This is a genomic window from Streptomyces sp. NPDC002133, assembly GCF_040296405.1.
In the GTDB taxonomy this organism is placed as follows: Bacteria; Actinomycetota; Actinomycetes; order Streptomycetales; family Streptomycetaceae; genus Streptomyces.
Window position 1 is genome coordinate 42,629 of record NZ_JBEOXF010000014.1, and the last position, 13,285, is coordinate 55,913.

General features: G+C 70.3%; 11 protein-coding genes. 4 read left to right on the forward strand and 7 right to left on the reverse strand.

Annotated elements, in window-relative coordinates:
- Positions 1–113: 113 nt before the first annotated feature.
- Positions 114–1,142 (forward strand): 6-phosphofructokinase, encoded by a 1,029-nt coding sequence (locus ABT078_RS16875; protein ID WP_351228317.1) that lies wholly within the window; start codon positions 114–116, stop codon positions 1,140–1,142.
- 224 nt (positions 1,143–1,366) lie between these two features.
- On the opposite strand, the gene ABT078_RS16880 is transcribed toward ABT078_RS16875, so the two are convergent.
- The 3 genes from ABT078_RS16880 to ABT078_RS16890 all read right to left on the reverse strand — a co-directional run bounded on the left by ABT078_RS16880 (position 1,367) and on the right by ABT078_RS16890 (position 6,418).
- Positions 1,367–3,310, reverse strand: a complete 1,944-nt coding sequence (locus tag ABT078_RS16880) for an anthranilate synthase family protein (RefSeq protein WP_351228319.1) — start codon at positions 3,308–3,310, stop codon at positions 1,367–1,369.
- Between the two features lie 96 nt (positions 3,311–3,406).
- The gene (locus ABT078_RS16885; protein WP_078513512.1) at positions 3,407–3,463 is read right to left on the reverse strand and encodes a trp operon leader peptide; all 57 of its coding nucleotides are present in this window, start codon (positions 3,461–3,463) and stop codon (positions 3,407–3,409) included.
- A 93-nt stretch (positions 3,464–3,556) separates the two neighbouring features.
- Positions 3,557–6,418, reverse strand: coding sequence for an N-acetylmuramoyl-L-alanine amidase (locus tag ABT078_RS16890; protein ID WP_351228321.1), 2,862 nt, complete (start codon positions 6,416–6,418; stop codon positions 3,557–3,559).
- Between the two features lie 159 nt (positions 6,419–6,577).
- Here ABT078_RS16890 and ABT078_RS16895 point away from each other — a divergent pair, with 159 nt between their 5' ends.
- Together ABT078_RS16895 and ABT078_RS16900 are read left to right on the forward strand one after the other, a co-directional pair.
- The gene (locus tag ABT078_RS16895; protein ID WP_351228486.1) at positions 6,578–7,924 is read left to right on the forward strand and encodes a class II 3-deoxy-7-phosphoheptulonate synthase; all 1,347 of its coding nucleotides are present in this window, start codon (positions 6,578–6,580) and stop codon (positions 7,922–7,924) included.
- A gap of 160 nt (positions 7,925–8,084) precedes the next feature.
- Positions 8,085–8,372, forward strand: a complete 288-nt coding sequence (locus ABT078_RS16900) for a (2Fe-2S)-binding protein (RefSeq protein ID WP_351228323.1) — start codon at positions 8,085–8,087, stop codon at positions 8,370–8,372.
- A gap of 52 nt (positions 8,373–8,424) precedes the next feature.
- Here ABT078_RS16900 and bfr read toward each other — a convergent pair whose 3' ends face one another.
- A complete protein-coding gene (gene bfr / locus ABT078_RS16905; protein WP_351228325.1) occupies positions 8,425–8,904 on the reverse strand; it encodes a bacterioferritin in 480 nt (159 codons plus the stop codon).
- Positions 8,905–9,060: 156 nt separating this feature from the next.
- On the opposite strand from bfr, the gene ABT078_RS16910 reads away from it, so the two are divergent.
- On the forward strand, positions 9,061–9,693 hold the full coding sequence (locus ABT078_RS16910; RefSeq protein WP_351228327.1) for a sulfite oxidase-like oxidoreductase: 633 nt from the start codon (positions 9,061–9,063) through the stop codon (positions 9,691–9,693).
- 31 nt (positions 9,694–9,724) lie between these two features.
- Here the strand turns inward: ABT078_RS16910 and ABT078_RS16915 are convergent, their stop codons facing one another.
- The 3 genes from ABT078_RS16915 to pknB all read right to left on the reverse strand — a co-directional run bounded on the left by ABT078_RS16915 (position 9,725) and on the right by pknB (position 13,108).
- Entirely contained in the window at positions 9,725–10,279 is a 555-nt protein-coding gene (locus tag ABT078_RS16915; RefSeq protein ID WP_351228329.1) for a DUF4396 domain-containing protein, read from the reverse strand.
- A gap of 70 nt (positions 10,280–10,349) precedes the next feature.
- Positions 10,350–11,213 carry a deoxyribonuclease IV gene (locus ABT078_RS16920; protein ID WP_351228331.1) on the reverse strand — a complete coding sequence of 288 codons (864 nt, stop codon included), beginning with the start codon at positions 11,211–11,213 and terminating at the stop codon, positions 10,350–10,352.
- 5 nt (positions 11,214–11,218) lie between these two features.
- Complete coding sequence (gene pknB, locus ABT078_RS16925) at positions 11,219–13,108, reverse strand: Stk1 family PASTA domain-containing Ser/Thr kinase (RefSeq protein WP_351228333.1); 1,890 nt, start codon at positions 13,106–13,108, stop codon at positions 11,219–11,221.
- Positions 13,109–13,285 lie beyond the last annotated feature (177 nt).

A 13,285-nucleotide genomic window follows, 5' to 3' on the forward strand; every position in this document is an offset into this window, starting at 1 on the left:
AGGCCAACAGGCGCTCGCCGTACCGGAATTCACCTTTCGTACCGTGCCGTAGTGACCTGGGTCACTACTAGCGTGGCTCCCATATGCCATCACCGACGGCGAAGGGAACTTCCATGCGGGTCGGAGTACTGACCGGGGGCGGCGACTGCCCCGGGCTCAATGCGGTCATCCGCGGCATCGTCCGCAAGGGTGTCCAGGAGTACGGATACGAGTTCACCGGCTTCCGGGACGGCTGGCGCGGGCCGCTCGAGGGCGACATCGTGCGGCTGGACATCCCTGCCGTCCGCGGCATCCTGCCCCGCGGCGGCACCATCCTGGGCTCCTCGCGCACCAACCCCCTCAAGCAGGAGGACGGTATCCGCCGCATCAAGGAGAACCTCGCCAAGCACGACGTGGAGGCGCTGATCGCGATCGGCGGCGAGGACACCCTCGGTGTCGCGGCCCGCCTCGCCGACGAATACGGCGTCAACTGCGTGGGCGTGCCGAAGACCATCGACAACGATCTGTCCGCCACGGACTACACCTTCGGCTTCGACACCGCCGTCGGCATCGCGACCGAGGCCATCGACCGGCTGCACACCACCGCCGAGTCCCACATGCGTGTCCTCGTCGTCGAGGTGATGGGCCGTCACGCCGGCTGGATCGCCCTGCACTCGGGCCTGGCGGGCGGGGCGAACGTCATCCTCATCCCGGAGCAGCGCTTCGACGTGGACCAGGTGTGCGCCTGGGTCACCTCGCGGTTCCGCGCCTCGTACGCGCCGATCGTCGTCGTCGCGGAGGGCGCGATGCCCAAGGACGGCGATGCGGTGCTGAAGGACGGCTCGCTCGACTCCTTCGGCCATGTGCGGCTCTCCGGTGTCGGCGAGTGGCTGGCCAAGGAGGTCGAGAGGCGCACCGGCAAGGAGGCGAGGACGACGGTCCTCGGCCACGTCCAGCGCGGCGGCACGCCCAGCGCCTTCGACCGCTGGCTTGCCACGCGCTTCGGCCTCCACGCGATCGACGCGGTGCGGGACGGCGACTACGGAAAGATGGTCGCGCTGCGCGGAACGGACATCGTGCGCGTGCCGATCGCCGAGGCGACGTCCAAGCTGAAGACCGTGGACCCGTCGCTGTACGAGGAGGTCGGCGTCTTCTTCGGCTGACGGCGGGGGCCTGCGCGGCGCGCCTGTGGCGGGCTCCTTCGGAGCCCGTCCTCCGGCGATCGAGGACGGACACTCGGCCGCCGGGACACTACTGGGCATGTCCCCGGGGCCGGGGCTGGGGGGCGGCCTCGCCCCGGTTCGGGAAGGGGCGGGGGCAGTGTCCTGTACGCGGTTCCGCCGCGTGGGCCCGCCGCAGTGCGCCACCGCCCCACCCGCCCCCGCACCTACGCCGACGGCTGCCGGACCAGCTCCCCGAGCAGCGACCGCACGATCTCCGGCCCGCGCAGCGTGAGCACGGACTCGGGGTGGAACTGGATCCCCGCGAAGCCCGGGCCGCGCAGCGCGTGGACCTCGTCCGTCGCGGCGTCCCGGGCCACCTCGATGCCGCGCGCGGCCATCTGCGCCTGCGCCTCCTCACCGCACAGCGCCGTGAAGCTGTTGTAGAAGCCGACCGTCTCCTCACGGCCGAAGAGGTCGATGCCCACCTGCGCCCCCTGGAAGGGGGCCTCCTTGCGGGCGAGCCCCAGGCCCAGTTCCGCCGCGATCAGCTCATGGCCGAGGCAGACCCCGAGCAGACCGCCCCGGTGGCCACGCACCAGCTCCGCCGTCAGCGACCGCAGGAAGCGCATCTTCGGGTCGACCGCATCCGAGGGGTCGCCCGGCCCCGGCCCCAGGACGACCGGGCCCTCATGGGCGAGCACCGCCTCCCGCACTCCCGGCTCGTCGTAGCGGCGTACGGTCACGTCCAGCCCGGCCCCGCGCAGCAGGTGGGCGAGCATCGCCGTGAAGGTGTCCTCGGCGTCCACCATCAGGGCGTGGCCCACCACCTTCGCCAGCCGGGACTGCATCTTCAGCCAGAACGGCGCCAGATCCGCCCGCCGCGCGTCCAGCGCCGCCCGCACCCGCGGATCGTCGGCCAGGTGCGGTGGCCGTACGGACTCGTCGCGCGGGCGCCCGGGACGGACCCCCAGCGCGGCCAGCACCCCCGCAGCCTTGGCGTGCGTCTCGGCGACCTCGGACCGCGGGTCCGAGTGGCGGACGAGCGTGGCGCCGACCGGGACGCGCACCTCACCGCTCGCCGAGATGTCGGCCGTACGGATCAGAATCGGCGAGTCCAGCGTCTGGGCACCGCCCGCATCCCGCCCGAGCAGTGCCAGCGCGCCCGCGTAGTAGCCGCGCCCGTCCGCCTCGTACCGCTCGATCACCCGGCAGGCGTTCTGCACCGGCGAGCCGGTGACGGTCGCCGCGAACATCGTCTCGCGCAGCACCTCCCGGACGTCGAGCGAGGACCGGCCCCGCAGCTCGTACTCGGTGTGGGCGAGATGGGCCATCTCCTTGAGCCGGGGCCCGATCACCACCCCGCCCATGTCGCCGACCGTGCACATCATCTTCAGCTCCTCGTCGACGACCATGGAGAGCTCGTCGGTCTCCTTGCGGTCGGCGAGGAAGTCCAGCAGATGCTCCGGCGACGGCCCGGCGGCCGGATACCGGTACGTGCCGCTGATCGGGTTCATCACGACGGTGCCTCCCGACATCCGCACGTGCACCTCCGGGCTGGCCCCGACCAGCGTGCGCCCGCCCGTCTCCCGCCCCCGCCCGTGCAGGGACGACCCTTCGGGCCCCTTCTCGTTTCCGGTGTGGACGACGAACGTCCAGTACGCCCCGCGCTCGCCCGCGAGCAGCCGCCGGAAGAGGGCGAGGGCGTCGGTCCGTCCGAAGCCGGGGATCTCGCCGGTGAACGTGCGTCTGATGACGAAGTTCGCGCCTTCGCCACGGCCGATCTCGTCCTCGACGACCCGCCTGACGGTCTCCGCGTAGACGTCGTCACCGATGTCGAAGCCGCCGCCCTCGACCCGTACGTCATGGGCGGGCAGCAGGTCGAGCGCCTCGGAGAGCGACACCTCGTGCGTCTCGTCGGCGACGAGCACCGAGAGCGGTGTCCCGTCGTCCCGCACGTCGAAGCCGCGCTCCCTGATCTGGCGGAACGGCACGAGCGCGAGCGAGGGACGGTCGCCGACCGGGATGTCGGCGAGCCGTTCCACTTCGTGGACGCGGCCCACCAGCACCTCGACCGTGTCGTGGTCGCGGCCCGGGGTGCGGCGGCGCAGCAGGGCGAAGGCGGGACAGCCGGTGTCGTCGGCGTCCAGCAGTCTGCTGATGATGTCCATCCGTGGTGTTCCTTCCGTGGTGGGAGGAACGGCCCGCAGCAGGTACGAAAAAGGCCGCCCCTCGGGCGGCCTTCGCGGACTTGCGTGTACGCGCAGTCAGTGGGCCGCCGGATGAGCGGTCCACCACCAGTTCTGGGTCGTCTGCGCGAACATGCCGTGAACCCTAACGCATCCGCCCGCGGAGCCATAGCACGTCCCGTGGAGTGGGACGGCCGCGGCGCCGCGGGCGGGCCGGGAGAGGAGCGGTCAGATCAGCAGGTTGAAGATGTTCCAGCCGGTGCCGATCTTGGCGCGGGCCGCGAAGGGCGCAGCGGTGTTGCCCGTGCCCTTGTAGAACCACAGGGTTCCGGACGTGTCCCGGGCGACCAGGTCGGCCTTGCCGTCGCGGTCGAGGTCCCCGGTGCCGGTGAGGTTGCTGTAGATCTGCCAGCCGGTGCCGATCCTGGTTCGGGCGGCGAAGGGCGCCGCCGCGTTGCCGGTGCCCTTGTACAGCCACAGGACGCCGGAGGACTCCCGGGCGACCATGTCGCCCAGGCCGTCACCGTCGAGGTCCGTGGTGGCGGTCAGAGTGTTGTACAGGTTCCACCCGGTGCCGACCTTCTTCCGCGCCTCGAACGGCACCGACGGGTTGCCCGTGCCCGCGTAGAGCCAGAGGACCCCGGCGGAGTCGCGGGCGACCAGGTCGGACCTGCCGTCCTTGGTGACGTCCGAGACACCGAGGATGCGGTTGTAGATCTGCCAGCCGGTGCCGACCTTCAGCCGGGCCTTGAACGGCTGGTCCGGGTTGCCGCTCGCCGCGTAGTACCAGAGCGTGCCGCTCGGCTCGCGGGCCACGGTGTCACCCTTGGCGTCGGCGCGCAGGGTGTCCGGCTTGGTCACCAGGTTGTACGCCTGCCAGCCGCCGCCGACGCGGTACCGGGGGTGGAACGGCGCCGCCGCGCTGCCCGTCCCCTGGTACTGCCACAGCACACCGGAGGAGTCACGGCCGAGCAGGTTGAACCGGTCGGTGCCCGCGTCGGGGGCCACGCCGTCGACCTCCTGGACGTCCTCGGCCCGCACCCACGCCAGGCGGTGGTTGAAGCGGATCGGGATGAACTGTGTGGTGCCCTTCACCAGCGTGCGCGAGGCGGGGTCCGTGACGCCGTCGATCGTGCCGCTGTAGTAGTAGTCGCCGTAGGCGTAGCCGCCGGCCTTCGAGTACTTCTGCCCGGCGAGGACGCTGTACTGCGTCAGCGACTCCGAGTTCCTGTCCTGGACGTCGACCCCGGTTCCCGCGTACGCCGCATCGTCCGGGTAGGCGCGCCCGTAGACCTTGACCGAGGCCAGTCCGGCCTTCGGGGTCAGCAGTTTCTGCGGGTCCGTGGCCGTCGGCAGGGCCGGGTCCGTGTAGCGGCCGCCGGGGTTCTGGAACCAGGCCTTCCTGCCGCCGTACCAGACCGCGGTCCAGTCGGTGCGGACATCGGCGACGACCCACTCGCCGCCGGCCAGGATCTTGTTCGCCCAGTTCGAGCCCTCGGTCCAGGTCTGGGTGCCGAGGTAGGGATCGCCGATGGTGGCCGACGTGGTCGAGGGCTCCGTGTAGAGGTAGCCGAAGTTCGCCGGCTGCGCGGCGACGGCGGTGCCTCCGTACGTCAGTTTCGGCTGGTTCTCCGAGGTGAACGGCGGTACGTAGCGGACCAGCTGGCCCACCTTGACCGGACCGCCCGCGCCGCCGGCCCCCGTGGGGGCGCCCATCAGCGACATGAAGTGGTTCCAGTCCCAGAACGGGCCCGGGTCCCAGTGCTGGGCGCGGACCTTTTCGTTCAGCACGCCGGGGACCTCGTCGTGGCCGATGATGTGCTCACGGTCCAGCGGGATCCCGTACTTCGCCGCCAGGTGCTTCACCAGGGCGGCCGAGGACTCGTACTGGGGCTCGGTGTACCAGCCCGTGCCGTTCTTGAGCGCGTAGCCCTCGTGCTCGACGCCGATCGAGTGCATGTTGACGGTCTTGTTGCCCGCGTGCCAGGCCTCGTTCTTGTTCTCGACCATCTGGGTGACCAGACCGTCCGAGGCGCGGATCATGTAGTGCGCGCTGGCGTACGAGTTCGGGTTCTGGAAGACCGCGAGCGATCCTTCGTAGCTGCCCTCCGTGTCGTGGATGGCGATGTAGCGGATGTCGTAGCCGTTCTCGGGACGGCCGGCGATGTTGTAGTTGCCCCAGTCGTCGGGGGTGGTGTTCTGCTTGTACGCGGCCGGGCGGAAGTCGCAGTTCAGTCCGGACGGGCAGTCCGGGGCCGGCACCGCGGTGGTCGACGCGTACGTCGCCGCCAGGGGCACGGCCGCCGGCTTGGCCGGCTCGACCGACGGGTCGGCCGGGAGGGAGACGTGCTGCCCCTCCGTGGTCGTGCGCTGCTCGCCCGTCCTGATCGACTCGAAGACGCGCTTCGCGAACAGCTCGGCGCCCTTCTTGTCCGGCGACTGGCTGAAGCGGGCGACCGCCGGATACCACTTGCCCGGGTCGTCCGAAAGATCGCCCGCGGCCTCGCGCTGGTACTCGGCGAGCAGGGCGGCACCGGCACGGATGCTGTCCCCGGTGTCACTCTTCAGCGAGTCCGCGGACGCGTCGATCAGTCCGGCGGCCTCGTCGAGCGTGTGCAGCCGGGGGTCGTCCGTGTCGACGGCCTCCTTCGGTGTGGTCCGCAGCGCCTTCTCGGCGTCGAAGTGCTTCTCGACGGCCGGGTCGCCGCTGCGGTTCATGTGCTCGAGCCGGTGCTCGTCGTCGTCCTCGTGGTCCTCGTGGTCCTTCTCGAGGTCGTCCGGGTTCACCTGCGTGAGGCCCATGACGTTGTACGCGCCGGTGGTGCTGGGCATGCCGTCGTGGCTCTCCCAGCGGGTCTGCCGGAACGACACGGCCATCAGCACGCTCTGCGGCACGTCGAACTCGCTCGCCGCGGCCTCGAACTCGGCCTGCAGCTGTGCGCCCGGGGGCGTCGGCGTGCCGTCCGACGAGCCCAGGAACTCGGGCGAGGCCACGGCCACCGTCCCGATCACCGCGGTGGCGACGATCGCCGCGGTGCCTCCCCACAACAGTGCTTTCTTCTTGCGGTCTTTCCGGTGTGCCCGACTCAACGCCCCACCCCTGGGATTGTTTAACTCTTGACGAAGGCGGCGCGAGGGTAGCAGTTGCGGGTGACACCTAAACACCGTCCGGACATTCCGGGCGGTGTCTCAGTCACTGGGCATCGGCCGGGAGTGCTCGGCCGACCCCGTAATGTGGTGTTCGTGACCGTGAACGCTAAGACCACCGCAAGCGGTGGCAACACCTGGCGAAACCTGCCCGCGGCGCAGCAGCCCGAGTACCCCGATGCCGAGGCTCTGCGCGATGTGATCGCGGACCTCGAGTCGTATCCGCCGCTCGTCTTCGCGGGCGAGTGCGACCAGCTGCGCGCCCGGATGGGAGCCGTCGCCAAGGGCGAGGCGTTCCTGCTGCAGGGCGGCGACTGCGCCGAGGCCTTCGACGCCGTGTCCGCCGACCACATCCGTAACAAGCTCAAGACCCTCCTCCAGATGGGTGCGGTGCTGACGTACGCCGCGTCCGTGCCGGTCGTGAAGGTCGGCCGGATCGCCGGCCAGTACTCGAAGCCGCGCTCCAAGCCGACCGAGACCCGCGACGGCGTGACACTCCCGACCTACCGGGGCGACTCCGTCAACGGCTTCGACTTCACCGAGGAGGCCCGCGTCCCGGACCCCGAGCGGCTGAAGCGGATGTACAACGCGTCCGCGTCGACGCTCAACCTGGTGCGCGCCTTCACCACAGGTGGCTACGCCGACCTGCGCCAGGTGCACGCCTGGAACCAGGACTTCGTGAAGTCGTCCCCGTCGGGACAGCGCTACGAGCAGCTCGCGCGCGAGATCGACAACGCGCTCAACTTCATGAAGGCCTGTGGCACCGACCCGGCCGAGTTCCGCACGGTCGAGTTCTACGCCTCGCACGAGGCCCTGCTGCTGGACTACGAGTCGGCGCTGACCCGTGTGGACTCGCGCTCCGGGCAGCTGTACGACACGTCGGGCCACATGGTCTGGGTCGGTGAGCGCACCCGCCAGATGGACGGCGCGCACATCGAGTTCGCGTCCAGGATCCGCAACCCCCTCGGTGTGAAGCTCGGCCCGACGACGACGGTCGACGAGGCTCTGCAGTACGTCGAGAAGCTGGACCCGGAGCGCGAGCCCGGCCGGCTGACCTTCATCGTCCGCATGGGCGCCGACAAGGTCCGGGACAGGCTCCCGCAGCTGGTCGAGAAGGTCACGGCGTCCGGCGCGACGGTGGCCTGGGTGACCGACCCGATGCACGGCAACACCTTCGAGGCGGCCTCCGGCCACAAGACGCGGCGCTTCGACGACGTGCTCGACGAGGTCAAGGGCTTCTTCGAGGTCCACAAGGAGCTCGGCACCCACCCGGGCGGCATCCACGTGGAGCTGACCGGCGACGATGTCACCGAGTGCGTGGGCGGCGGCGACGAGATCTTCGTCGACGATCTCCACCAGCGCTACGAGACGGCCTGCGACCCCCGGCTCAACCGCAGCCAGTCGCTGGACCTGGCGTTCCTGGTGGCGGAGATGTACCGCGATCAGTGAGCTCGTCGATGAGCGGCTGACATGCGCCGATGGGGCGCGGATCCATGTGATCCGCGCCCCACGGTCGTATGGGGGCTTTTACGACCCCGGGGCGGCGGGTAAGGTTAGGTTAGCCTCACCGATCAATCGGGACGGCACCACTTATCGATCCCGCCGGGAGGTGAACCGCGTGTACGTCTGCTCGTGCTTCGGCATCACGGAGAAGCAGGTCAAGGAGCACGCGGAGTCGGGTGCGTGCACCCCCCGCCAGATTGCCTCGGTCTCCAAGGCCGGCACGGACTGTGGCTCGTGCGTGCGTCGTATCCAGGGAATCCTCGGTCGGGGCACCTGTCCCCGCCGCGAGATGATCGAGCAGGGTGTGAACGCCCTCGCGGTCGAGGCCGAGCAGGATCCCGCGCTGAGCGAAGCAGGCGCACTGGCCGAAGTCACCCTGAGCGAAGCCGCCTAGCCGCGTCCGCGCGGGATCGCGGGTGTCCTGAGCGCCCTGGGTGCCGCGAGTGTCAGCTCTCGGGCTGTTCGATGACCTGGGCGATGTAGAGCGGCTCACCGAGCTTCTCGACCAGCTCCAGCTGGGTGTCGAGATAGTCGATGTGGTGCTCCTCGTCCGCCAGGATCGACTCGAAGATGTTCGCGGACGTGATGTCGCCCTTGTTCCGCATGACCTCGATCCCGCGCCTCAGCCGGTCGATCGCCTCGACCTCGATCTGCCGGTCCGCCTGGAACATCTCGGTGACCGTCTGTCCGATCCGGACATGGAAGAGCCGCTGGTAGTTCGGCAGGCCCTCGAGGAAGAGGATCCGGTCGGTCAGGACCTCCGCGTGCTTCATCTCGTCGAAGGATTCCGCCCGGGTGTACTTCGCGAGCTTCGTCCAGCCGAAGTTCTCCTGCATCTTCGCGTGCAGGAAGTACTGATTGATCGCGGTCAATTCGGCAGTCAGCTGCTCATTGAGGAACTCGATGACCTCGGGGTCGCCCTGCATCGCAGAGGCTCCTTCCGCGCGTGTGACTGGGGCTGGATGCGCGCATCCTCGCACCGTGATCGAGGAGCGTCCAGTAAGTGCATGCTTAGTAGGAGTTGCCCGAATCGGCCCAGACCTGGTCATGACCACCCCTCCTGGTCTGTCACCATTGAAGGCATGGGTCAGCCGGAGAGCCGGGAATTTCGCGAGTCAGAGCAGTCCGAGCTTCCTCCGGGGCAGCGACTGCAGCGTGGCTGGCCCGTCACCCACTACGGGCCCGTCCCCAAGTTCAAGCCGGACCGCTGGGAGTTCCGTGTCTTCGGCGCGACGGCCGACGGTGACAAGCGCTGCTGGAACCACGAGGAGTTCTCGGCCCTGCCGTTCGCCACGGTCGTGGCCGATCTGCACTGCGTGACGAAATTCAGCATGCTGGGGGCCGAATGGGGCGGGGTGCCCGCCCGTACGATCGTCGATCTGGCCCCGCCGGCGCCGTCCGTCAGCCATGTCATGGTCTGGGCCGAGTACGGCTTCAGCGCCAATATGCGGCTCTCCGACTTCCTCTCCGAGCGCACGATCTTCGCCACCCACAAGGACGGCGAGCTGCTCACCGCCGAGCACGGTTTCCCGCTGCGGCTGATCGTCCCGCATCTGTACGCGTGGAAGGGCCCCAAGTGGGTGCGGGGCGTGGAGTACATGACCTGCGACCGCCGCGGCTTCTGGGAGGAGCGGGGGTACCACAACCTCGGCGATCCCTGGCGGGAGCAGCGCTACTCCTACCAGGAGGAGCCGGGGGACGGTCCCGAGTTCTAGGCCTGTCGCCCTCGCCCCCCGGTGCCGGCCCTCAGTGGTGGTACTGGTGGACCACCGCATGGCCCTTGCCGCGGCCGATCATCCACTTGTTGACCGGAGTGGTGACGAGGAAGGCGACGAGGAAGGCGAAGGCCAGGGCGCCCCAGAACAGCGCGTCGGTGACGTGTGCGTCCATGGCGCCCGGAACGATCAGCAGGACGCCGTTGTCGACGATCTCCATCACCAGGATGGAGACGGTGTCCGCGGCCAGGGCGACGCCGATGGCGGCCTTCAGCGGGAGCCCCGCGCGCAGGACCGGCGAGATGGTCAGCGAGTAGCCGAAGACGAAGGCCAGGGCGATCGCGAGGGTCATCGTCGGGGTGTTCCCCCAGCCGAGTGCAGTGCCGATGATCATGCCGAGGACCTCGCCGATGGCGCAGCCGGTGAGGCAGTGGAGAGTGGCCCTGGCGGCCATGGACCAACTGGCTCCGCCGCCGCCGTGTCCGGTGTGACCGTGGTCCGCGTGGGCGTCGAGTCCGGCGTGAGTGCCGTGCTCGGTGTGAGCGCCGTGTCCGGCGTGGTGGTGCGCGTGTGCCTCGTGCTCCATTCGAGAACCCCCATAGCAAGGTGACCGCTCCTGTCCACAGCAGGAACGGTATACCCCTGGGGGGTATTCCTCAAGGGAGGTTCGTCGGTCGAAGTCCCTTCAGCCGCGCCACGTCCGCCGCATACGCGTCCTTGGGTCCCGGAGTCTCGATGATCAGCGGCACGCCTTCGGCCGCCGGATGCGCCATCAGCGCCCGGAACGGTTCCTCACCGATCTGACCTGCACCGATGTTCGCGTGACGGTCCTTGCGTGCGCCCACCACGTCCTTGGAGTCGTTCGCGTGGATCAGCTTCAGCCGCCCTTCTCCGACGGTGTCCACCAGCAGATCCAGGGTCTCCTTCACCCCGCCCGGCGCCGCCAGATCGTGCCCGGCCGCGAAGACATGGCAGGTGTCCAGGCAGATGCCCAGCTTGGGGTGGGCGTCCAGGGCCTCGAAGTACGGGCCGAAGTCCCATGTCCTGGAGCAGAGCGAGAAGCCCTGCCCGGCCGTCGACTCCAGCAGCAGGAAGGGGTCGTCGTCGTGGGTCAGCTCGTCGAGCAGCGGCAGCATCAGCTCCCGTGCCTGCGCGAGTGCCACCTCGCGCGTGCGGCCGCCGGTGGCCGAGCCGGTGTGCACCACCACACCCAGCGCGCCGATCTCGCGGCCCCGGCGCAGCGAGTGCCGCAGCGACTCCACGGACCTCTCGGCGGTCGCCTCGGTGTGCGAGCCGAAGTTGATCAGGTACGGGGCGTGGACGTACGCGGTGATCCCCTCGGCCGCGCACTCCGCCCGGAACTGCTCGTCCTGCGCGGGGTTCCCGGCGGGCGTCGCCCAGCCGCGCGGATTGGCGACGAAGACCTGGACGGTCTCCGCGCCGATCTCCCGTGCGTACGTCAGACCGGCCCTGGCGAGTCCGCCGGCCACCGGAACATGGGCGCCGACAGCGTTGCGCATCCGCTCTAGATTCCCTTGGTCTTGATGGTGATCGTGCTGCCCTCGGGCGCCTGCTCGCCGCCCTCCACGGACTGGCTCTCGACCTTGTTGCCGAGGAAGGGGAAGTTGCGCTCGACCTTGACCTCGAATCCCGCCTTCTCCAGCTCCTGGCGCGCGGCGGCGACCGCCATGCCGGTGACGTCCGGGACGTCGATCATGCGCGGGCCCTTGGAGACGGTGAGGGTGACCGTCTCGCCCTTCGCGGCCTGCCCGCCGTCGGCCGGGGACTGCACGGCGACGGTGCCGGCGCCCTCGGGGGAGTGCACCCGCGCAGGGGCGACCTCGACCTTCAGCCCTTCCTCCCGCAGGGCGCTGGTCGCGTCCTCGACGGACTCGCCGACCACACCCGGTACGTCGATGGGGGCGCCCTTGCTGACGACGAGCGCGACCGCCGAGTCGGGGCGACGGTCGGTGCCTGCGGCCGGGTCCGAGCCGATGACGGTCCCCTGCGCGGCCTCCACGCTGAACTCCTTGGTGACCACGCCCGGGGCGAGCCCCACCTTGCGCAGCGCGTTCTTCGCCTCGGCGAGCGTCATTCCCTCGAGCTCCGGGACCTCGACGATCTCGGGGCCGCGGGAGACGACGAGGGAGACCGAGCCGTTGTCGCGGATGCGCTGACCCGGGTCGGGGTCGATGTCCATGACCGTGCCGCGCCGGTAGACGTCGCTGAAGCCCTGTGTGGTCCGCTCGACGTCGAGCCCGGCGTCCGTGAGGCGCTCCTTGGCGGCGGCCTCCGTCTGCCCGAGGATGGGAGGGACGCGGGTGAACTGTCCGGAGTTGATGTACCAGACGCCGCCCACGCCGAGGAGCAGCACGGCAGCGACGACCGCGGCGATGACGCCGCGCCGGGGCGCCGGGGTGCGGCGTGCCGAGGTCCGCGGGGGCGGCATCTCCAGACGGCTGGTCTGGTGGACCGCGGCCCGGGGGATCACGCTCGTACGGTCGTCGGACCCGGCAGCGCCGTCGGGGTCCGCGGTCCGCGCCTGCGGCGGTACCGCGTCGAGCTGGTCGTCCGTGAGGGCGGCGCGCCCCTCACGGGTCTGCGCGAGCAGCGCGACGGCGTCGTACGGCCGGAGGTCCGGGGTGCGGGCGGTCGCGCTCGCGACGAGCGCGTCCAGCTCCGTCGCGAGCCCGGGCACGGCGGCGGACGGGGCCGGCACGGCCTCGTTGAGGTGCTGATAGAGGACCTGGGCGGGAGTGTCGCCCGCGTACGGCTTGGCGCCGGTGAGCATCTCGTACAGGACGACACCGCAGGCGTAGACGTCGGCGCGGGTGTCGGCGGTGCCGGACTCGATCTGCTCGGGTGCGAGGTAGGACACGGTGCCGAGGACCGATCCCGTGGTGTTCGTCACGGCTCCCACCGCCCGGACCAGCCCGAAGTCGGCGACCTTGACCCGGCCGTCGTCGCCGATCAGGACGTTCTCCGGCTTCATGTCCCGGTGCACGAACCCGGCGCGGTGCGCGGCACCGAGCGCCGCCAGCACCGGCTCCAGGATGTCGAGCGCGGCCCGCGGCTGGAGCGCGCCGCGCTCGCGCAGCACGTCGCGGAGGGTGCACCCGGCGACGTACTCCATCGCGAGATAGACGTACGCGCCCTGAGCGCCCTGGTCGTACACCCCCACCACGTTGGGGTGCGACAGCCGCGCCACGGACTTCGCCTCCCGGATGAAGCGCTCCACGAACGACGCGTCCGTCGCGAGTGCAGGATGCATCACCTTGAGGGCGAGCACACGGTCGAGACGGGTGTCCACGGCCCGGTAGACCGTGGCCATCCCGCCGACGGCGATGCGCGCGTCGACGCGGTAGCGGCCGTCGAGCAGCTGCCCGACGAGGGGGTCCTGAAGCGTCGTATCCACGCAGCGAGTCTACGAGCCGCGCCACGTCTTCCCGTCCCCTCGGGCACTGCCCGGGCCCGTACTGCAGCGCACCTGTGACCCACCGGGGGCATTCCCCTGCCCGGCCCCGTCCCCCTCGGACCCGGGGTGTGCCCCGGCACCGGCGTACGGGCCGGGGTGTCCGTACTCGATCGCCGG